This window comes from Micromonospora sp. MW-13 (assembly GCF_003434305.1).
Classification (GTDB): Bacteria; Actinomycetota; Actinomycetes; order Mycobacteriales; family Micromonosporaceae; genus Micromonospora.
On sequence record NZ_QKKX01000017.1, the window covers coordinates 181037 to 201188 of the forward strand.

The following is a 20152-nucleotide window of genomic DNA, read 5'->3' on the forward strand; positions in this document are numbered from 1 at the left end:
GATGCGGGATTCCCTGACCATCGGCCAGCTCGCCGCGCGCAGCGGCGTCGCGCCCTCGGCGCTTCGCTACTACGAGCGCCTCGGCCTGATCCGGGCCGACCGCACCGGCGGCAACCAGCGCCGGTACGCCCGCAGCGAACTGCGCCGGGTGGCGTTCGTCCGGATCTCCCAGCAGGTCGGCATCTCGCTGGAGGAGATCCGCGACGCGCTGGACTCGCTGCCCGCCTCCCGCACCCCGACGGCCGACGACTGGGCGGAGCTGTCGACCGCGTGGCGGGCCCGGCTGAGCGAGAAGATCCGGCTGATGGCCAGGCTCCGCGACGACCTGGACGGCTGCATCGGCTGCGGCTGCCTGTCGTTGCAGCGCTGCACCCTCTACAACCCCGGGGACAGGCTGTCGGGCGAGGGTCCCGGTGCCCGGCTCATGCTGCCTCCCGCCGAGCAGTCCCCGCCCGCCGGGTGCGGAGCCGGGGTCACCCGAGGGTGAGCAGCACCTTGCCGACGTGGTCGTTGGACTCGACCAGCCGGTGCGCCTCGGCGGCCTCGGGCATCGGCAGCCGCCGGTCGACGACCGGGCGGACCGCCCCGGCGGCCACCAGCGGCCAGACCTGCTCCCGCACACCCGCGACGATCGCCGCCTTCTCCGCCAGCGGCCGGGACCGCAGCGCGGTGGCCGCCACCGAGGCCCGCTTCGCCAGCAGCGCGCCGAGGTCCAGCTCCGCCTTCCGGCCGCCCTGCATGCCGATCACCACGAGCCGGCCGCCGGTGGCCAGCGCGGCCACGTTCCGGGCCAGGTAGGAAGCGCCCATGATGTCGAGGACGACGTCCGCGCCCCGGCCGTCGGTGACCCGCCGGACCTCCTCGACGAAGTCCTGCTCCCGGTAGTCGATCGCGTGCGCGGCGCCCAGCTCGCGCAGCCGCTCGTGCTTGGCCGGCCGAGCGGTCACCACGACCGTCGCGCCGAGCGCCACGCCGAGCTGGACGGCGAACGTGCCGATCCCGCTGCCCCCGCCGTGCACCAGCAGCGTCTCGCCCGTGGTCAGCCCGGCGAGCTGGACCACGTTCGACCAGACCGTGCAGGCCACCTCCGGCAGCGCCGCCGCGTCGACGAGGTCGACGCCCGCCGGCACCGGCAGCAACTGCCCGGCGGGCACGGCCACCCGTTCGGCGTACCCGCCGCCGGCCAGCAGCGCGCAGACCTCCTGGCCGATCTCCCAGCCGGTCACGCCGGCGCCGACCGCGCCGACCACCCCCGAGCACTCCAACCCGGGGTACGCGGGCGCGCCCGGCGGCGGCGGATAGTGCCCCTGCCGTTGCAGCAGGTCGGCCCGGTTCACCGCGCTGGCCCGCACGTGCACGACCACCTCGCCGGGGCCGGGCTCGGGATCGGGCACCTCCGTCCAGACGAGTCCGTCGGGTCCGCCGGGCTCCGGGATCGTGATCGCGTGCATGGTCCAGTCTTACCCGATCCGGATCTCCGTCCACGCGCGGACCGGATATTGTCCACCGTCCCCTGCCGGGGGGCCGGTGGGCCGGCAGTTCGGCCACTGTGGAGCTGATAGCGGCCAGGATTTGCTGGTCAGCACGAGGGCGGGAGTGTCCCGCATCCGGTCGCCGGTTCAGCCACGGTGGGACAGCGGCTTATCCGCCGGCCGGCTTCTGGCAGACTAGGCAGCGGTCGCGTCCTGCCGGGCGCGTTCCGGGAGGGTTCGCCTAGTGGCCGATGGCGCTGGTCTTGAAAACCGGTAAGGCAGCGATGTCTTCGTGGGTTCGAATCCCACACCCTCCGCTTCCCTGGGCAGTGCCACGCTCCTGACCAGCGAAAACGCCAGTCAGGGGCGTGGCTGTAACCATTGGCAGAGTCCCGCTGGTTCTCACCCGGTCCGTCCGGTCTCACTCGTTGCGGCAAATCGGCGGCAAAGAAGCGGCGGCGGGTCAGCCTCCGGGGTCCGGTTCCGGGGCGCCCAACGCTCCATCGATTCAGTGCTGCGGGCGGGGGAGTCGGCGAAGACGTGCCGGATGGGAGTGGCCTCGTATGCGGCGAGCAGGTGCCTTGGCGCCGTCGCGGTCCTGCCAGGAGCCGGTCAGGACCCGGGCGGTGACACGGATCCCTTACACCTCCTGGTCCTGGGAGTACCCCCGCAGGGCGGCAGGCTCCCTACGCCCACGAGAGGGCAATCGAGCCTCCCGGGGAGGGAGCGGAGAGCTTCCGAAGCCCGGCCGGCTGCACGAAGAGTTCACGCTGGGCGATCGCCTCGCCCCGCTCGTCTAACTGGTAGCCCTCGATCCAGGCCCACCCGTGGTACGTCGGCAGGTTCATGACGCGGATGAGGCGGAAGAAGATCGGGGTGACGAACTGGACACTGGCCGCCCGGGTGATGTGTAGGACATCACCTGCCTTCACGTCGCGGCTTCCGGTCCCGCCAGGCCTCAAGCGTCTTGCGAGCCTCCACGATCCGTGGACATCCGTCGTCGCCGCACTTGGTGCACACGTTGCGGTGATGAAAGTCGATCACGTAGCCGGCCATGATGACGGAGAAGGGTGGCTCCGACCGGCGCTCAACGTGCATGACAGGCCTTCACCTGGTTGTGGTCCTTGGGGGCCTGGCGGGAACGCGCGGTGTATCTCTGCGGCTCAGGTGGCGGCTGAGGCTCGCTCTGCTGCGGGGTCGGCTCCCCGTTCACGTTGTCAACGGGCTGCTCAGGACGTTGGAACCACTTGAACCTAGGCACAGCGCTACTCCCCGGACTGCGGGTTTACAGACACCTACCGAGGGTAGTCCAACCCGTTCTGCCTGTATAGCCTGTGCAGCCTGCCCGACCTGCCTAGGGCCGGCTGCCTGTACCTGACCTCCTGCCCAGGCTGCGCATCCATAGGGTCCAACCATGGTTGACGAGATGTCTCCGATCCCGTTCTACGTCCAGCTCGCAGACCTTCTCGCCAAGCAGATCGAGGAAGGCAAGCTGAAGCCGCGCCAGCCGCTGCCAAGCGAGGCCACCTTGCAGCAGGAGTACGGCGTGGCTCGCGGCACCGTCCGCTCGGCGGTGCGGCTGCTCCGGGATCGGGGTCTCGTCGTGACCTTCACCGGACGGGGGACGTTCGTTGCCGAGAAGAGGCCCTAGCCCGGACTGCCCCGGAGAGCCGGTAGCCTCGAAGGCGCACGCCTAGTGCTGTGACCGAGATGGTTCACCGTGATCGGAAGGCGGCTCGTGGGACGAGCGCACGCGAAACGGCTGGTATTACTAGGGCATGCAGGAAGAGACCGCACGCTCCGCGATCGACACGTTCATCTCCGCGTTCAACGCCTCGGACGACAGCTCTGTGACTGCCCTGCTCTCCCAGGCCCTGACCTCAGACGTGGTCTTCTGGGGACCGTTGGGTCGCAGCGAAGGAATCGCGGCGGTCGAGCGGTTCGTGCTGGACATCCGGCGCCACCCGGCGGGAACCGGCACGATGGTGCGCTGCTCAGCGGTGGACATGCCTGACGAATGGGCCCGGTACCAGTGGCTCTTCACCACGCCTGATGGAGGCCCCCGCCTGGCGGGAACGGACGTCGTCCATCTGCGACGGAGCCTCATCGACCAGGTCATCGTGTTCGCGGGGGAGATCAAGCCGTTCGTCTCCTGAGTCATCCTTCTGTCGCTGTCCTTCTCCTGAACTTGCCCCTTCGGCGTTCGGGAGCTGCGGTTCGCGGTTGGTCAGGCTGCGGTGTTGAGGGGGCGTCCGCCCCAGCGGATGCCCTTAGCGGGTGAAGGCTGGCCGAGCTTGCTGGGGCGAGTGGTGGCCGTCCGGATGACGAAGTCCTCGTCGTCACGACTGAGTAGGCGGGGACGGCCTCCTGCCCACTGAGGGTCCAGGCAGGTCAGGCCGATCTCGTTGAAGCGGTGGATCACATCGCGCGCCGGTAGCGCACCGAACTCGTGCTACCCCGGCGCACGATCTGCTGCAGCTTCTGCCCCTCCTGGTCGGTCAGTCTGCGTACGGACAGGCTCAGCCACCGCGCCTCCAGCGATCGGATCGGACGTCACCGCACATCCAACCGTCGCGACCACCAACCCGGCGAACCTTCCCGGTCAGAGCACTAGCGGGCTGCACGAGCCAGTTCTCGACGTCACACCTCGAAGGTGGCTGATTAATGTCGGACGACACCGCTACTTCGGCCGATGACCGGCCGGAGCACCTCAGGACTTGACGGACGACCACGTGTCCGTCGCAGAGCAGATGGGGGCCTGCGGTCGTTCCACCGGGTCCGACTACTGGTTGTACATCGCCCGTGAGGCGGCACCGGCCACGACGACGCCGGTCGAAGCAGGCGAGCGTCCCGACCTTCCCCAGTATCGCCGGTTCCCCGGGCGGCCGGCCCCTATCCGGAGGTCCTTCGCGCTGATCCGACGTGCCGGTGGTCGATTGGCGGGTCGTGGCGGGGTAAGAAGGGCGGCAGGAAACCGCGCCCACCGGAAGGACCCGTCCCGATGACCCTGGAACGACCGATCGCCCCGGACCCGTACGAGCTGCTGCCGACCGTTGCGTCGTTCACGCTGACCAGCGACGACGTGCACAACGGCGAGCCGATGGACGCCCGGCACGCCCACGGCAGCGTCGGCGGGGGGAACGTCTCGCCGCAGCTCGCCTGGTCCGGCTTCCCCGCCGAGACGAAGAGCTTCGTGGTGACCTGCTTCGACCCGGACGCGCCGACCGGCAGCGGTTTCTGGCACTGGGTGCTGGTCGACGTCCCCGCCGCCGTGACCGAACTGCCCCGGGGTGCCGAGGAGGGCGGCCTGGGCGGCGCGTTCAGCGTCCGCAGCGACTACGGCGCGACCGGTTTCGGCGGCGCGGCCCCGCCGGCCGGCGACCGCCCGCACCGGTACGTCTTCGCCGTGCACGCCGTCGACGTCGAGCGTCTCGGCGTCGGCCGGGACGCCACCCCCGCCTACGTCGGCTTCAACCTGGCCTTCCACACCCTGGCCCGCGCGGTCATCCGCCCCACGTACCAGGTCAAGGACTGAGCATCCGCCCCGCGATCTTGCACCTGCGGCCTGCGTCGCGCGGCTCATGCCCGGATTGCCCGGGCCGAAGGTGCAAGATCGCGGGGGACGGCTGGGGTCAGGCGGGGACGCGGGCGACGGCGAAGACGGACTGGCCGAACGGGGGGCGGAGCTTCTGCTCCGCGGCCTTGGTGGCGGGGAGGACGAGGGTGTCGTAGACCTTCACCATCGGGCCCTCCTTCGGCATCAGCCGGAAGACCTTGGTTGCCATGAAGTACCCGATCAGGCCGAGGGCGTTCGCGTAGTGGATCTTCTCCACGGTCAGGCCGGCCTCGGTCATCGCGGCGGCCAGGGTCTTCTTCGTGTACCGGCGGACGTGGCCGGTGGCGATGTCGGCCGGGCTCATCGCGAACTGGAACGCCGGCACGATGATCACCACGGCGCCGCCCGGCCGGACCAGGTCGCGCATGCTGGCCAGCGCGCCCACGTGGTCCTCGATGTGCTCCAGCACGTTGTACGACACGGCGGCGCTGTAGTCGCCGCGCTCGGAGTGCGGCAGCAGCATCTGCCGGACCTCGATGTTCGGCTGCGCGGCGAGACGTTCCTTCAGGGCGACCAGCCGGTCCGGGTCGGCCTCGGTGGCGGTGAACCGGGGGAAGTGGTCCGCCCACGCCAGGGCGTAGTCACCCAGCCCGCTGCCGATCTCGATCGGGTTGTCACCGAGGTGCGGGACGGCCAGTTCGACGAACCACCTGCGGTGGTTGACCGCTGTCGCGAGGCCTTCGAGCACCTCGGACTGGACACGCTGATCCCCAGTGATTTCTGCCATGCGTCGATTCCTCACGGTGTGACTCGACCTGCCCCGGGACCGACAGAGTGAACCATCCGAAGCGGACGGTGGGGAAATCGGGGCACCGTGGTGGCCGAATTGCGGTCGGGGGTGGGCACGAGATCGGCGGTCGGCGAACCCGGCACATAGTACGCCAGTCCCCAGAAACATGTCACGTCAGTGCCATACCCTGACTACTCTACGAATTGTTATGACTACTCCTGAAACGGGCCGCCCCGATGGTGAGCCCGGGGGTCGAGCGGCGCAGCCCCCGGCGACGGACACGTCCGACGAGGGGCTGGGCGCGGGTGCGGCGTCCTGGCGGGGACGCTGGACGGACGTCCTCGCCGTGCTCAGCTTCGCGCTGATCGCCCTCTGGGTGACCGGCCGGTTCTGGCTGAACCCGGCGCACGGGGTCCGGGACAACCGGTCCGACCAGGCGCTCTTCGAGTGGATGATGGCGCATGGCGCGCGCGTACTGACCGATTTTGCATATCCGTTCGGCTCGGATCGGATGAATGTGCCGGACGGCGTCAATCTCATGGCCAACACGTCCGTATTATCCATTTCCCTGCCAATGACGCCGGTCACCGTCCTGCTCGGGCCGCGTACCGCTTTCCTGGTGTTCCTCACCGGCGGCATGATCGCTACCGCGACCGCCTGGTACTTCGCCCTCTCCCGGGTGCTGGTCGGCTCCCGGGGGCCGGCCTGGCTCGGAGCCGGGTTCTGCGCGTTCGCCCCGGCGATGGTCTCGCACGCCAACGCCCACCCCAACATCGTCAGCCAGTTCGTGGTGCCACTGATCGTCTGGCGCACGCTGCGGCTGCCCGACGGCGGCCGGTGGCTGCGCAACGGCGTGCTGCTCGGGCTGGTGATCGTCTGGCAGGCCTTCATCAACCTGGAGATCCTGCTGATGACCGCCATCGGGCTCGGCGTGGTGGTCGTCGCGCTGGCCCTGGGCCGGGCGGACCTGCGCCGGCGGGCCCGGCCGTTCCTCGCCGGGCTGGCGGTCGCCGCCGCCCTCGCCGCGGTGCTGCTGGCGTACCCGCTGTACGTGCAGTTCTTCGGCCCCGGCGCGTACGAGGGGCTGTCCGAGCTGATCCGCGGCTACCGCACCGACCTCGCCTCGTTCACCGCGTTCGGCCGGGAGTCGATCGCCGGCGACCCCCGGACCAACCTCCGGCTGGTCAAGAACCCCACCGAGGAGAACGGCTTCTTCGGCTGGCCGCTGGTCGTCCTGGTCGGTGCCCTGGTGTGGTGGCTGCGGCGCAGCCCCGTGGTGCTCGGCCTCGCCGCGGTCGGCCTGCTCTTCGCGGTGCTCTCCCTCGGCCGGGAGGTCCAGTTCGAGGGCCGGGCGACCGGGATTCCCGGGCCCTGGGCCGCCCTGGAGAACCTGCCGATCCTGCACTCGGTGGTGCCCACCCGGTGGGCGCTGGCGACCGTCCCGGTCGTCGGGGTGCTGCTCGCGCTCGGCGCGGAACGGGCCCGCCGGCTCGCCCGGGAGCACCCGGCCGCCCGCCCGCAGATCCGGTTCGCCACCGCCACCGTGCTGACCATGGCGCTGCTGCCCGCGTTCCCGACCCCGCTGCCCTCGGTACGGCTCGACCCGGTGCCCGAGTTCGTCACCTCCGGCGCCTGGCGCCCGTACGTGGCCGGCGGGCGCAGCGTGGTGACCCTGCCGCTGCCGGACACCGACTATCCCGACCCGCTGCGCTGGTCGGCGGAGACCCGCCTGGACCTGCCGCTGGCCCGGGGCTACTTCCTCGGGCCGGACACCCGGCCCCGGGCGCCGCAGGGGCGGATCGCCCTGTTCACCGCCCCACCCCGCCCCACCAGCAGCTTCTTCAGCACCATCCGGCGCACCGGCCAGGTCCCGTCCGTCACCGCGCCGACCCGGGCGTCCGCGCTGGAGGACCTGCGGTACTGGCGGGCCGGGGTGGTGCTGCTCGGCCCGCACGAGCACGCCGACGCGCTGCGGCGGGGGATGACCGAGCTGACCGGTATCCACCCCACGTACGCCGGCGGGGTCTGGGTCTGGGACGTCCGCCCGCTGACGGACTAGCCGTGCTGCCCAGGGACGACCAGGCAGACCGGCGCGCTCAGGCGGAGCGGAGGCAGCAGCCCTGGCAGACCTTCGGCCGGGGCAGGGTGAAGGCCAGGCAGCAGGTGCGGCGCTGGACCGTCGGCTCGCCGGTCGGGCCGGGCACCAGTTCGACCAGGTCCGCCAAATCGAGGGCGCGCAGCAGCGTCTCGACGTGTCGGGTCGCCGGGCCGGGCAGCACGTCGGCGGCCCGCAGCACGCCGTGCGCGATGCCGGAGGCGACGGAGCCGAGCAGCGTACGGGCGCCGATGCGGACCTCCGCCTGGATGGCGGCGATCAGCGGGGCGAGGTGGGCGTCGAGCAGCGAGGCGCGCAGTTCGGCCAGTAGCGCGGCCTCGTCGGCGACCACCCGGACCTCCGGGAGCCCCGCCAGGGCCAGCGGGTCGCCCGGGAGCACCGCGACGGCGGTGGACCGGCGCAGCCCGAGGGTGACCAGCGGGCGGTGGTCCTCGAAGTGGATCAGCACGTCGGCCGGGTCGAGCAGCGGCACCCGGCGGGCCGCCGCCCAGCCGAGTACGGCCGGCAGGGCCGCCCAGTAGCTGTACGACTTCCAGGCCAGCGCGGCGCAGGCGTGCGGGGTGCCGCCCCAGCGCAGGGTGGCGGCGTGCAGCAGCTCGGGCAGCCGGGTCCCGTCGACCAGGGTGGTGGCCGGTGCCCAGCCGAACCGGTCGTCGGTCACCAGCAGGCCCGGTGCGAGCCCGGGCAGGTCGTCGGTGCCGAACATGGCGCGCAGGGTCGCGGTCACCGGGGCGAGCGGCGTGGCGGTCTCCCGCGTGGGCATCACCGCTGTCACCGCATCTCCCCCGATCGACGCTCCGTGCCGTGGACTAAGGCTAGCCTAACCATTGCAAAGGGGGGTGGGGAAGACCTCGACCGGCGGCGGTCGGGAGGCGCCCGTCACTCCGTCGGGCTCCCGGCTCGCAGGGCTGTGTCGGCGTACTACCCGGCGGGGAGCAGCGGAAACGTCGGCCGGGCGGAGCCCGGTCCGGCCGCGAGAGCATTGACGCCCATGCGTGACTTGTCAAGCCGAATGTCGGCAAGGTGCCACTTCTGTGCGCGTTCACGTACGGAAAGTGAAACTGATACTCCCCGGCGTTGAGGAAGCTGATGACGACCTCTCCCATCGAGCGGGCCGCCGACTCGTTCGCGGCCGAACTCGCCCGGCAGCGGACCGAGCGGGGGCTGTCCAAGAAGCAACTGGCCACGCTGATGGGCTTCGACCCGTCCTACATCAGTCACGTCGAGGGGCGCCGGCACCGGCCGACCGAGGACTTCGCCCGCCGGGCCGAGGCCGTCCTGGAGGCCAGCGGCGCGATCTGGCAGCGCTTCCGGGAGTACGACGAACTGCGGCACGGCCGCCCCACCCCGTCGCACCGGGACCACCCCGCCCCCGGCCAGTGGATGCCTCCCGGCACCGGGCTGATCGTGGAGCGTGAGCTGGCCACCCTCACCCACACCGACGAGGGCTACCGGTGCGTCATCCGCCGGGAGCTGTACAACGCCGGCACCGAACCGGTGACCCGCTACCTGGTCCGGGTCGCCGTCGACCGGTACCCCAACGACCCCGGCCGGTCGAACCGGCACCACCGGGAACACCCGCTCACCTTCGCCGAGCTGCAACTGCTGTCGTACCGGTACGACGGCGGGGAGCCCGAGCCGATGCACTGGCGGGCCAAGCACGACCGGGACGCGTTCAAGGAGATCTGGCTGCTCTTCGAGAACGACGAGGGCCGGTTCCCGCTCTACCCCGGCGACCGGGTGACCATCGAGTACGCGTACCGCGTCGGCCGGGAGAAGTGGGGCCCCTGGTTCCAACGAGCCGTACGCCTGCCGACCCGGCGCCTGGCGGTCCGGCTGGACCTGCCCACGGAACTGGACCCCCAGGTCTGGGGGGTGGAGACCTCGCTATCGGCCGAGGAGGGTCCACTGCGCCGCCCGATCAGCCGGCACGAGCGCGGCGGCCGGGCGATCTTCGACTGGGCCACCGAGGACCCACCGCTCAACGCCCGGTACCGGTTGCAGTGGCGGTTCCGCAGCCGCCCACCCGAGTCCGACCCGGGCGGGCCGGCCGGCGGCGGCCGAGTCCGGGCCAGCGACCGGATGCGCGGGCTCGGCATCGTGCAGCGCGGCGCGGACCTGCTGCGTCAGCCCAGCCGCCAGTTCGGCCTGCCGGCCGACGAGGCGACCGCCCGCGACGTGGTCGACCGGCTCAGCTCGGCGCTGGTCCGCCTCGACGAGCTGCATCCGTTCAGCAAGGGCGTCGGCATCGCCGCCCCCCAGCTCGGCCTCGCCTGGGCCGCCGCCGTGGTCCGCCCGCCCGCCCGGTCCGCCGAACCGGTGATCCTGCTCAATCCCCGGGTGGTCGACTCGTCCCCGGACACCGACGAGCAGTACGAGGGCTGCCTCTCCTTCTTCGACCACCGAGGGCTGGTGCCCCGGCCGCTGCGGATCGACGTGGAGCACGCGCAGTGCGACGGCAGCCGGACCATCACCTCGTTCGAGTTCGCCATGGCCCGGCTCGTGGCGCACGAGATCGACCACCTGGAGGGCCGGCTGTACGTCGACCGGATGCCCCCCGGCGTGCCGCTGGTGCCGGTGGAGGAGTACCGCGAGACCGGCAACCCCTGGCGGTACTGAGCGACGAGCGAGGGGGCGGACCGGGTCGCGTGCCCCAGGGGGCGGGGGCACGCGACCCGGTCCTCTTTTCGGGGGGAGGAAAGTCCTCGTCCGGGCGCCCCGGCGCGCTCGCCGGACGCCGTACGGCCGCTGCGCTACAGCTCGCCGAAGGTGTCGTACCGGATGTTCGGCGGCGGAACGTCGTCCCCGGCGAGCGCCCGCAGGGTCGCCCGGACCATCCGGGCCGAGCCGGAGACGTAGCAGTCGTGGGCGGTCCACGGGCCGTACCGGGCCACCACCTCGGAGATGTCGCCCCGCTCCCCGTCGAAGTCCGGCTCGGCGCTGCACGCCGGGGTGACCGAGAGCCAGGGGTGGGCGGTCACCAGCTCCCGCAGCCCGTCCAGCGCGTACAGGTCGCCGGCGTGCCGGGCACCGTAGAAGACGTGCACCCAGCGGGTCCGGTTCCAGCCGGTCAGCTCCTCGACCAGCGCCTTGACCGGGGCCAACCCGACCCCGCCGGCGACGCACAGGATGTCCCGCTCGGAGGAGCGGTCCAGGGTCATCGACCCCATCGGCGCGGCGACGCGGAGCAGGTCCCCCGGCCTCGTGCGGCGCACCAGCGCCCCGGACACCCAGCCCGCCCCCAGCGGTGTCCGGACGTGGAACTCCAGGACGTTGTCGTCGTTCGGGGCGTTCGCCACCGAGTACGTCCGCCACACCCTGGGCAGGTGCCGGGGGACCTCGACGCTGACGTACTGGCCGGCCCGCCAGGGCAGCGGATGCTGGAGGGCGCGGACGGTCAGCACGGCCGTGTCCGGGCCGTGCCGCTCGTGGGTCAGCACCTCGGCGTGCCAGTACGGCGGGTTCTCGTCCGCCGCCGCCCCGGCCAGCATCTTCTCGACGATCGCCGCGTACGCGTCCCGCCACGCCTGGTCGTACTCCAGGTTCCAGCCGTCCCCGGCGGTGCTGCGCAGCGCGTCCAGCAGGGCGACGCCCATGGTCTCGTAGTGCGCCGACTCGACGTGGTACTTCCGGTGGTCCCGGCCCAACGAGCGCAGGTACTCGTCGAAGCTCTCCGGGTCGTCCACCACCTGGGTCGCCGTGACGATCGCGTCCAGGATGCGATCGCCCTGGCCGGTCATCTCCGCCGGGAAGAGCGGGCGCAGCGCGGGGTCGAGGAGGAAGAGCCGGGCGTAGAAATGACCGCTCAACCGGTCCCGGTCCCCCTCGACCAGGGTCCAGCTCTCCTTCAGCAGCCGCGCGACGTTGTCCAAGGCGCTCCTCCTCCTGACGGCGGATCGGGCCCCCATAGAATGTCCACGGAGCGTGCGCACCGGTCGCACAGAATGTGCGATCGCCTCATGCCGACCCTTCGGCCCGTGTCCGGCGGGCCCCCCGGTCGGGCACAGTGGTGCGGTGACCGTTGAGCTCAACCGCCCGGCGTCCCGCCGGGTCCTCGGCACGGAGACGTTGCTGGTGCTCGGGCTCTCGCTCGGGCAGTCGGCGGTCTACGCGTTCGTGTCGATCATCGCGAAGCTGACCGCCGCCGGGCCGCTGTCGAAGCAGACCGCCGCGCTGAACACCTCCCACTCGGCCCGCCCCTGGCTCGACCTGACGTACCAGTTGCTCGGCATCGTCTTCGCGCTGCTGCCGGTGCTGCTCGCCGTACACCTGCTGGCGCGGGACCCCGGCGACCCTGTCCGTACCCTCGGGGTGGACCTGCGCCGACCCGGCTCCGACCTGGCCCGGGGCGCCGGCCTGGCGGCGCTCGTCGGCCTGCCCGGCCTGGCGCTGTTCTGGGCCGCCGCGCAGCTCGGCGTCAACGCCACCCTGGTCCCGGCCGGCCTGCCGGAGGTCTGGTGGGCGGTCCCGGTGCTGATCCTCGCCGCCGTGCAGAACGCCGTGCTGGAGGAGGTGATCGTGGTCGGCTACCTGGTCACCCGGCTGCGCCAGCTCCGGTGGCGGCTCGGCGCGGTGCTCGCCGCGAGTGCCGTCCTGCGCGGCTCCTACCACCTCTACCAGGGCTTCGGCGCGTTCGTCGGCAACGCCGTGATGGGCGTCCTGTTCTCCTACTTCTACGTGCGTACCAAGCGGGTGATGCCGCTGATCGTCGCGCACACCCTGCTCGACGTGGTCGCCTTCGTCGGCTACGCCCTCCTGCCGAGGTCCTGGTTCGACTGGCTCTGACGAGCCCGCCCCGCAACCCGGCCCCCGCGTGGCGGGTCGGGCCGGGGGTGGGGCGGCGCGATGTGTGGCACACTGGCGCTTCCCGTCCTCGGAAGACCGCGACATGCCGCACCCCGGGTCGATCAACCCCGCTCCGCTCCGCCCATCCCGTAGGGGCTGCCGTCAGCGGGCGCGCGGTGGCCGGTAGGCGGTGACCGCCCGGGCGGCCAACCGCTCGGCGGCGGACGAGTCGCCCACCGCAGCGGCCAGCACCGCGGCGCCCGGCACCAGCCTGGACGCCAGCCGTAGCCCCAGCCACCCCCCGGCCTGTGCGGCCAGTGGGGCGGCCAACCGCCAGGCCGCCTCCGCCACCCGGGGCCACGGCTGCTCGACCGGGCCGGTCACCGCCTCCTCCGCCGCCGCCAACGCGACCCGGGCGCTCTCCGCGTCCGGATGCACCCGGGTCAGCACCAGCAGCTCCACCGCCCGTTCCGGGTCGGCCGGATCCCGGCCGTACGCCGCCGCCAGGTGCAGCACCAGGCCGGCCTGCGTCCAGAGCACCGCCGCCAGCTCCGCGACCGGCGCGAACAGGCCCGCGAGCGCCGCCGTCGCCCCGCCCGCCGTGGCCAGCCGGACGGACCGCCGGGTCGCGAGCCGGGCCAGCCCGTCCGGCGTCGCGTCGGGGTAGGCGTCCCGGAGCGACACGGCCCAGTCGTGCGCCCCCGGCCCCAGCGCCCGCACCGCCGCCAGGGCCAGCAGCTCCGGGGCGAAGCCCGGGTGGTCGAGCACCCGCAGGGCCGTCGCCCGCAGGCCGCCCACGTCGGTACGCGCCGACGCCGCCCCCGGCGCCCGGCCGCCCGCCCCGGCATCCGCCTCGGTACCTGCGGTCTCCGGACCGGCCGTCTCGGCGGGCGCGACTGCCTCGGCGGGCGCGACCGTCTCGGTAGTGATCCTCTCGGCGGTGGTCCTTTTGGCGCTGGTCCTCTCGGGGATAGCTGCCTCCGGCGCGGCCGGCGCGGGGGTGGCCGCCTCGGGGGCGGCTGGCTCCATCGGGGTGGCCTTCCTCCGGGTGGTGGCGGCCTTCTTCGGCTGGGCGACCCCGGTGGTCGCCTTCGGGGCGGCTGCCTTCCTCGGGGCGGTTGCCTTTCTCGGGGCAGCGGCCTTCCTCGGGGGGGAGGTCTGTCCGGGCTCGGTGGCTTCCTCGGGCTCGGTGGTCTCTCCCCGCTCAGCGATCTTCCCGGGCTCGGCGGTCGTCCGCCTCGACGCGGTGGCACTCTTCGACGCGGCGGTCCTTCCGGCCGGGGCCGGGTCGGTGTTCCCCTCGGCCGGGGTCGCCCCGGCGGCCTCCTTGGCCGCGGTTGCCTTCCGCGCGGGGGCCTTCCGGGCTGCCCGCGCCCCGGCGGCCGAGCCGGTGGCGGTGACGTCCGTCTCAGGAGCCCCGGCAGGGGCGTTGCGCGGAGCGACCGGTCCGGCCGAATCCGGGGGCGGCGGGTCGTCGGCGCCGCTGGGTGTCTGATCACCTCGGCTGGCCGTACCCGCCAGCGGCTGAGGCGGCCCTGCAGCTCCGGCGGCGGCCGGTGCCGGCCGGCCCGCGGTGGACCTGGGGGCCGGCAGCGGCGGTGCCGGCCGGTCGGGATCGGGCGGTTGGAAGAGTACGGTGGGGGCCGCCGCCCGGGCCCGGCGCGGCTGTGACCTAGTCGTGCCCGGAGATGGGGCGTCGGCGGGGGCCGCGGCGGGACCGGGAGAGACGGGCGGCGTGAAGGTCGCGCGCGGAGGACGGCGTCGGTGCGCTCCCTCACCTGGCTCGCGGCGGGGCGGGTCGCTCGGCGGCTGCTCCTCCATGCCGATGGAGCGTAGCCCTGATCCGGGTGCCGCACACCAGGAAAGTTCCCGGGTGGGAAGCGACCGGCCACGAGGTCCGGGCGGTCCTTCCAGGTGCGGCGGCCCCCGTTCCGATAGTCGCTTTGCTCCAGGCGGGTGCGGGCCTGTATTCTCGGGCCCGGTGGTCTGCGGGCCACCAGGGAGACTTCGCCTAGTCTGGTCTATGGCGCCGCACTGCTAATGCGGTTGGGGTCTTAAAGCCCCTCCCGGGTTCGAATCCCGGAGTCTCCGCGCGAAAGCCGGGTGTGTAGACTGGCCGAGCGGTGAGCGCCCGTAGCTCAATGGATAGAGCATCTGACTACGGATCAGAAGGTTAGGGGTTCGAGTCCCTTCGGGCGCACAAGATCAAAAGAGCCTGACCTGCGGAAACGCCGGTCGGGCTCTTTGCTTTTCTGTCCCTTGTGGACGTGTGGCTGCTCGGTGGTTGCTCGTCCGACGAGCATCCCCTACGTCCCGCGCGGTCCCCTGGGTGCCGGCGGCGTTCGGTTCGGTCCGGCGGGGGTTCGGCTTGATGATCACCGATTTGATCGGTAGATATCGATAGGGCTGTGATGTGCTGCGGGACGGATCGCGGCGATACCTGCCTGCGGAAGATGTCTTCGGTCCGGTGCTCTGGCATCTCGTGATCGACGATGTCGAGGCCGGCGATCCAGACCTGCGGCATTCGAGCCGCTGCCGGTTGATCGCCATTGCGGCCCTCGTCGAGCGCCGGTGTTCAAGGTGACGCTGCCGGGGTGCTTTTAGGTGTTCTTGCCGCTTTCGCGGGCGGCTTCCTCGACGCGTAGGAGGTTGTCGATGATGGCGGCGATGCCTTGTTGTGAGGCGGGTGAGAGTTTGGTGATGGATCGTGCCAGGCTGCCGGTGACGCCGCCGACGATGGCCTCTGTGGTGATCCGGGTGTGGTACTTCCACCAGTTGCGCCAGCCCGGCTCATGCCGCCCGCCGAGCTGCTTGGTCACCACACCTTCGATGCCGGTGGCGACGGTCCAGTGCATCAGCCAGTCGGCCACCAGCCGCATGTCGCCGGTCTGCGGAGTGAGAGTCAGCGCTGCTGGAGCACCAGCGAGCAACCGTTCCAGCCGGTCCCGCCGCTCCGACAGCGGCCGGTCCAGAATCACCTGCCCCCCGGTGTCGGCGAGCAGGTCGAAGAGCACGTAGTGGGTGGGGCAGTCGCGGGCCAGGCGGAGGAGACCCCGGCCGGCAGTGACGCGCCGCTGCAACTGGGCGAAGTTCGTCCTGCCTCGCTCCCACACGATGAGCTCGCCGTCCAGGACGACGCCTGGTGGGATCGCGGCCCGGACGACGCGGGTGATGTCTGCTGGCGATGTGGGGTATCAGAAGTGTCCGAATCCCGGGCCTCCGTGTCGCCTGACGATGCTCGACGAAGAGGTGTGTCGAGGCGGCACGTCGTGGAGGTGCCGAGGCAAGCCGGGTTCGTCATGCGTCAGCGGGTGAGTGCAGCTTGAATCCCGCTGATGACGGCACGTAGGCCGTCGGTGAAGTTCTCATCGCGGTGACTGGCCGTATTCGCTGTCATGTAGGCGGCGAGTTGTGGCAGATCTCCGGCCGCGAGGGTCTTGGTGAGGTAGGAGGCGACGGCCCGTTGCCACTGGCCTTTGTCCAGCCCGGTACGCATGCCTTCCATTCGTTCGGCGAGTTCTGCGCTGGCGTCACCGTGCACGTAGGCATCGATGACAGTGATCGCCCAGGCGCGACGCTGGATGGGCACGTCGTCTGGGAAGACTGAGAGGGCTGTCTCCATCCTTCGGAGTGCGTGTGGCCCGATTGGTGGCCTGGATGGGGGCACCACGGACCATGGATGACGCAGGCGTACTGCTCGCTGCTGGTGGCCGATCCGGGTGAGGTCGTGGATCCAGTTGCCGGTCGGCAAGCCGCCCAGGTCCTGCTCGGCGACGATGGTGTCGAGCATGAGGTCGATCAGGTCTTCCTTGCTCGGTATGTGGCGGTAGAGAGTCATAGGACTTGACCCGAGGTGGTCGGCGACGCCTCGGATGGTGAGCCCATCGAGACCGTCAGAGTCTGCGAGTTCGATTGCCGCTGCGACGATCCGCTCGCGCGTGAGGCCTGGGGACTTGCGGGGGTGGGGTGGTTCGCGATCCCAGATCGGCACGTAGGCGCCCTCGTGGCCTTTGCTGCCTTCGATCCTGTGGCCGGGTGTGGTCAACGAGTTCTCCCATCAAGCTTCGACTCTGCTAGCGTACAGCGTTATCGCTCTAGCGTACGTTGTTATCGTTTGGGAGGCCTGGTGGTGGCAGAGCAGTCGGAGGGGGCGGGCGGTCGTCGCACTGCGGTGGCTTGGGCGGTGGTCGCCATCGTGTTGTTGGGTGATCTCCTCGATCTGCTGGACGCGTTGGTCACGACCATCGCTGGCCCGTCGATCGTGCGTGACGTCGGCGGCGGCCCAGAGTTCCTGCAGTGGCTGGCAGCCGGGTACACCCTCGCGATGGCAGCCGGCCTGCTGGTCGGTGCGCGCCTGGGTGACATCTACGGGCGCAAAACCATGTTCCTGATCGGGATCTCCGGGTTCACCGGCGCGTCTCTGATCTGCGCGATCGCCGGGTCGCCTGAGCTCCTGATCGCGGCACGGGTCGCTCAGGGGCTGCTGGGCTCGATGATGGTGCCCCAGGCTCTGGGTCTGATCAGGCAGAGCTTCCCTCCCGAGAGGGTCGGCGTGGCGTTCGGGCTCACCGGCCCGATCCTGGCGCTCGGTGGTGTCGGCGGCCCGATCCTGGCGGGCTGGCTGGTCGACGCGAACTATTTCGGATGGGGGTGGCGGATGATCTTCGCCGTCAACGTCCCCATCGGGATCCTGCTCATCGTCGCGGCAGCCCTGGTGCTGCCACGCTCCGAGCCCGATCGGGGCGTGGGCCTCGATCCAGCCGGGGCAAGTCTCGCGGCCGCCGGGATGGCAGCGATCATCTTCGCTCTCGTTCACGGACGCGAGTTCGGGTGGGCGTGGTGGATCTTCGCCATCCTGATGCTAGGCATCGCCGCGCTCGCTGCGTTCGGGATCGTCCAGCGCCGCCGGGCCACCCGCAGGCTCGCGACGCTGATCGCGCCGACTCTCTTCGCCAAGCCGGCCTTCGTCGGCGGGCTCGCCTTCGGCGCACTGTTCTTCGGGGCCGTCATGGGCACCGCACTGTTGATCGCTTTCTACTTCCAACTCGGCATGGGGATGACGCCCCTGCAAGCCGGGCTCGCGGCCGCGCCGCAGGCGGTCGGGATGATTGCCGGTTTCGTGCTTTCCCAAATCCTCGGCCTGTCCCGACGAACCATGCGACTTGGTCTGGCAGCGATCGCCGTCGGATTCATGGTCGTCGCCTGCCTGACAGGCTGGGCGGCCGGGGATGTCCAGCTGTGGCAACTGCTGCCCTTCCTCGGCCTAGTAGGCGCTGGGATGGGACTGGCCATCGCGCCCTACTTCGACATCGTCCTCGCCGGGGTCGACGAGCCCGAGGTCGGATCGGCATCCGGCAGTCTGACCGCGATGCAGCAACTCGGCAACGCCTTCGGTGTCGCTGTCCTCGGCAGCATATTCTTTGGCTCCGTCGGACCTGGGGCGGTCGCTGACACCAGCGCCTACTCGACTGCGCTCGCCGGCGCATTGGCACTGTCACTGCTGCTCATCATCCTGGCCGCCGTCGCAACGACAGCGCTACCGCGCCGCGCACGCATCGGCCACGAGGCTACGGACGTCGAGGCCGCTCACGTCTGACCAAGACGCCACGGATATGTCGCCTGGCACGCTGCTTTTACCACACAGAGAGACGAACTATGCCCTGTTGGTGGCCAGTTGAGACTCCCCACTGGCGGCCACTTAACGGGGAGGTATCTGGCCGTAGATGACTACTCAGGGCTGATCCCTGCCGGGCGCCAAGCGGGACCACATTGACCTCGGCGTTTTCGAGGTCAGCGTCGGCGGCTGACGTCGGCTGCGTAGGTGTCCCCAGACCCCCGCCCGCGTGCGGGCGCTTGGGAACTGGAACGCCTGGTGAAGCACAGCCAGGAGCAGGGTGGTGACATGCCCAGCGAGGACGCCCCGGCCACCGCAGCAGGTAGCGGCCGAGTTAATACTGCAACGGCAGTAGGCGAATCGAGTTCGGCTCGTGTTCGTTGGTCCGCCTGTGATGGATGTTGATGTTGGCCGGTGGCATGGCGAGTTGGACCGGTTGCGCGCACGGATCGGGCCTCGGTTTCGTCGGGCGGAGCCGCGGCGACGGGCGCGTCAGTATCTGTGCGGCCTGGTTTCGGGCTTGGGCCGCAAGAACGGCTGGACTCTGGCTGAGCAGGCCGGGGATGTGTCGCCGGACGGGATGCAGCGGTTGTTGCGGTGGGCGGACTGGGATGTCGACGCGGTGCGTGATGATGTGCGGGACTACGTGGTCGAGCACCTTGGCGACCCGACGGGTGTGCTGATCGTCGACGACACCGGTTTCCTGAAGAAGGGCACCCGGTCGGCCGGGGTGCAACGCCAGTACTCCGGCACCGCCGGACGGACGGAGAACTGCCAGGTCGGGGTGTTCCTGGCCTACCGGTCAGCGAAGGGTCACGCGTTGATCGACCGGCAGCTCTACCTCCCGACGTCGTGGACCGATGATCGGGATCGGTGCCGGGCTGCCGGTATCCCGGACGAGGTCGAGTTCGCCACCAAGGTGCAGATGGCCCGCCACATGCTGGCCCGTGCCCTCGACAGCGGGGTGCCGGTGGGGTGGGTGACCATGGACGAGGCCTACGGACAGTCGAAGTCGCTGCGGGTGCGGTTGGAACACCGGGAGAATCATTATGGTGTCGCCGAATTCGGGTATTCCGGGCGTCGGTCGGGGGTCGGCTATTGGTTCGCGGGTTCCGCCCGGCCGCGCACACCGACTTCGACCGCTGGGCGCAAGTCGCCGCCGACCGCAACGACAACGACCCACTGCCCGGTGCCGTGTCGGCCGATTCGGGCCGCAGGCCGTCAGCAGGACGGGTCCCGCGATGTGTGACTGCGCTCGCTCGTGTTAGTCATGCTGATGTGGTGGCTATGCATGGTGGGGGCGGGGAACCGGTCCGGTTGGGGTGGCGAGGGAGGCTTGCCGCTGGGTTGACCGGGGCGGCCGGCGGTATGGGGATCAACGTCCTGAGTGACAAATTCGCCTACCCGGGGGTCGCCGCAGCCGCAGTGGCGGGGGCCGTTCTGACGGCTACGTCCTGGCTGCGGGGGCTACCACCACGGGCTCCGCTGGTCCGCTACACGGTCCGGGTCCTGCTGGCGTTGAGCCTGGCCGGAGCGGTCGTAGCCGCCTTCGCGTCCTCCTGGGCCCCGCCCTCCTGGGCCCCGCCCTCCTGGTCCGCGCCCGCCACCCTCGCTGCGGCGGTCCTGACCACTGCCGCCGTTCTCATCCTCAACAGCACCGAGAAAGCGCACACACTGCTGGCTGGCGTGGCGTCCATCGGCATCGGGGTGACGTTCATCAGCGGCTCTGAGATCGACGCACCGGTCTACAGTGGCGGCCTGTACGGCCTGTACGGGGTGGTGTCCATCGGCCTTGGGGTGGCGCTCATCGGCCTCGGAG

At 71.0% G+C, this 20152-nt stretch carries 16 protein-coding genes, 3 tRNA genes and 3 pseudogenes; 13 read left to right on the forward strand and 9 right to left on the reverse strand.

The genetic code is table 11. The features are described 5' to 3' along the window. Position 1: 1 nt before the first annotated feature. On the forward strand, positions 2 to 487 hold the full coding sequence (gene soxR, locus C5N14_RS12590) for a redox-sensitive transcriptional activator SoxR (RefSeq protein WP_117668261.1): 486 nt from the start codon (positions 2 to 4) through the stop codon (positions 485 to 487). On the opposite strand, the gene C5N14_RS12595 is transcribed toward soxR, so the two are convergent. Then, complete coding sequence (locus C5N14_RS12595) at positions 474 to 1451, reverse strand: NAD(P)H-quinone oxidoreductase (protein WP_117668262.1); 978 nt, start codon at positions 1449 to 1451, stop codon at positions 474 to 476. The genes soxR and C5N14_RS12595 overlap by 14 nt on opposite strands. Positions 1452 to 1702: 251 nt before the next feature. Here C5N14_RS12595 and C5N14_RS12600 point away from each other — a divergent pair. Continuing rightward, a tRNA-Ser gene (locus C5N14_RS12600) sits at positions 1703 to 1789 on the forward strand. Positions 1790 to 2158: 369 nt separating this feature from the next. Here C5N14_RS12600 and C5N14_RS12605 read toward each other — a convergent pair. Further along, positions 2159 to 2404, reverse strand: coding sequence for a hypothetical protein (locus tag C5N14_RS12605; protein WP_117668263.1), 246 nt, complete (start codon positions 2402 to 2404; stop codon positions 2159 to 2161). Between the two features lie 482 nt (positions 2405 to 2886). On the opposite strand from C5N14_RS12605, the gene C5N14_RS12610 reads away from it, so the two are divergent. Beyond that, positions 2887 to 3123 (forward strand): GntR family transcriptional regulator, encoded by a 237-nt coding sequence (locus tag C5N14_RS12610; protein ID WP_117668264.1) that lies wholly within the window; start codon positions 2887 to 2889, stop codon positions 3121 to 3123. Between the two features lie 127 nt (positions 3124 to 3250). After that, a complete protein-coding gene (locus C5N14_RS12615) occupies positions 3251 to 3628 on the forward strand; it encodes a nuclear transport factor 2 family protein (RefSeq protein WP_117668265.1) in 378 nt (125 codons plus the stop codon). 104 nt (positions 3629 to 3732) lie between these two features. On the opposite strand, the pseudogene C5N14_RS33960 reads toward C5N14_RS12615, so the two are convergent. Then, a pseudogene (locus C5N14_RS33960) lies at positions 3733 to 3999 on the reverse strand (helix-turn-helix domain-containing protein); the annotation flags it as partial. Between the two features lie 474 nt (positions 4000 to 4473). Here C5N14_RS33960 and C5N14_RS12625 point away from each other — a divergent pair. Then, complete coding sequence (locus C5N14_RS12625) at positions 4474 to 5007, forward strand: YbhB/YbcL family Raf kinase inhibitor-like protein (protein WP_117668266.1); 534 nt, start codon at positions 4474 to 4476, stop codon at positions 5005 to 5007. 97 nt (positions 5008 to 5104) lie between these two features. Here the strand turns inward: C5N14_RS12625 and C5N14_RS12630 are convergent, their stop codons facing one another. Then, positions 5105 to 5815 carry a bifunctional 2-polyprenyl-6-hydroxyphenol methylase/3-demethylubiquinol 3-O-methyltransferase UbiG gene (locus C5N14_RS12630; protein WP_117668267.1) on the reverse strand — a complete coding sequence of 237 codons (711 nt, stop codon included), beginning with the start codon at positions 5813 to 5815 and terminating at the stop codon, positions 5105 to 5107. Between the two features lie 211 nt (positions 5816 to 6026). On the opposite strand from C5N14_RS12630, the gene C5N14_RS12635 reads away from it, so the two are divergent. Further along, positions 6027 to 7877 (forward strand): hypothetical protein, encoded by a 1851-nt coding sequence (locus tag C5N14_RS12635; protein ID WP_243639496.1) that lies wholly within the window; start codon positions 6027 to 6029, stop codon positions 7875 to 7877. Between the two features lie 37 nt (positions 7878 to 7914). Here C5N14_RS12635 and C5N14_RS12640 read toward each other — a convergent pair whose 3' ends face one another. Further along, positions 7915 to 8697: a ferric iron reductase gene (locus C5N14_RS12640; protein WP_117668268.1), complete on the reverse strand. Its 783-nt coding sequence runs from the start codon at positions 8695 to 8697 to the stop codon at positions 7915 to 7917. A gap of 326 nt (positions 8698 to 9023) precedes the next feature. Between C5N14_RS12640 and C5N14_RS12645 the strand changes: the two genes are divergently transcribed. Further along, positions 9024 to 10553 (forward strand): peptide deformylase, encoded by a 1530-nt coding sequence (locus tag C5N14_RS12645; protein WP_117668269.1) that lies wholly within the window; start codon positions 9024 to 9026, stop codon positions 10551 to 10553. A gap of 134 nt (positions 10554 to 10687) precedes the next feature. Here the strand turns inward: C5N14_RS12645 and C5N14_RS12650 are convergent, their stop codons facing one another. Further along, positions 10688 to 11806, reverse strand: coding sequence for a globin domain-containing protein (locus tag C5N14_RS12650; RefSeq protein ID WP_117668270.1), 1119 nt, complete (start codon positions 11804 to 11806; stop codon positions 10688 to 10690). Between the two features lie 142 nt (positions 11807 to 11948). Here C5N14_RS12650 and C5N14_RS12655 point away from each other — a divergent pair, with 142 nt between their 5' ends. After that, entirely contained in the window at positions 11949 to 12719 is a 771-nt protein-coding gene (locus tag C5N14_RS12655; protein ID WP_117668271.1) for a CPBP family intramembrane glutamic endopeptidase, read from the forward strand. A gap of 162 nt (positions 12720 to 12881) precedes the next feature. On the opposite strand, the gene C5N14_RS12660 is transcribed toward C5N14_RS12655, so the two are convergent. Continuing rightward, the gene (locus C5N14_RS12660; RefSeq protein WP_117668272.1) at positions 12882 to 13748 is read right to left on the reverse strand and encodes a hypothetical protein; all 867 of its coding nucleotides are present in this window, start codon (positions 13746 to 13748) and stop codon (positions 12882 to 12884) included. Between the two features lie 971 nt (positions 13749 to 14719). Between C5N14_RS12660 and C5N14_RS12670 the strand changes: the two genes are divergently transcribed. Further along, a tRNA-Ser gene (locus tag C5N14_RS12670) sits at positions 14720 to 14810 on the forward strand. A 36-nt stretch (positions 14811 to 14846) separates the two neighbouring features. Then, positions 14847 to 14919 (forward strand) — tRNA-Arg (locus C5N14_RS12675). Positions 14920 to 15319: 400 nt separating this feature from the next. Here C5N14_RS12675 and C5N14_RS12680 read toward each other — a convergent pair. Then, on the reverse strand, positions 15320 to 15892 hold the full coding sequence (locus tag C5N14_RS12680) for a hypothetical protein (protein WP_117668274.1): 573 nt from the start codon (positions 15890 to 15892) through the stop codon (positions 15320 to 15322). A 131-nt stretch (positions 15893 to 16023) separates the two neighbouring features. Beyond that, the gene (locus C5N14_RS12685; RefSeq protein WP_117668275.1) at positions 16024 to 16764 is read right to left on the reverse strand and encodes a TetR/AcrR family transcriptional regulator; all 741 of its coding nucleotides are present in this window, start codon (positions 16762 to 16764) and stop codon (positions 16024 to 16026) included. 81 nt (positions 16765 to 16845) lie between these two features. Between C5N14_RS12685 and C5N14_RS12690 the strand changes: the two genes are divergently transcribed. The 3 genes and pseudogenes from C5N14_RS12690 to C5N14_RS31735 all read left to right on the forward strand — a co-directional run. After that, entirely contained in the window at positions 16846 to 18315 is a 1470-nt protein-coding gene (locus C5N14_RS12690) for an MFS transporter (RefSeq protein WP_165878088.1), read from the forward strand. A gap of 412 nt (positions 18316 to 18727) precedes the next feature. Continuing rightward, positions 18728 to 19393, forward strand: a pseudogene (locus C5N14_RS12695) (IS701 family transposase); the annotation flags it as partial. Positions 19394 to 19758: 365 nt separating this feature from the next. Then, positions 19759 to 20152 (forward strand): annotated as a pseudogene (locus C5N14_RS31735) (hypothetical protein); the annotation flags it as partial.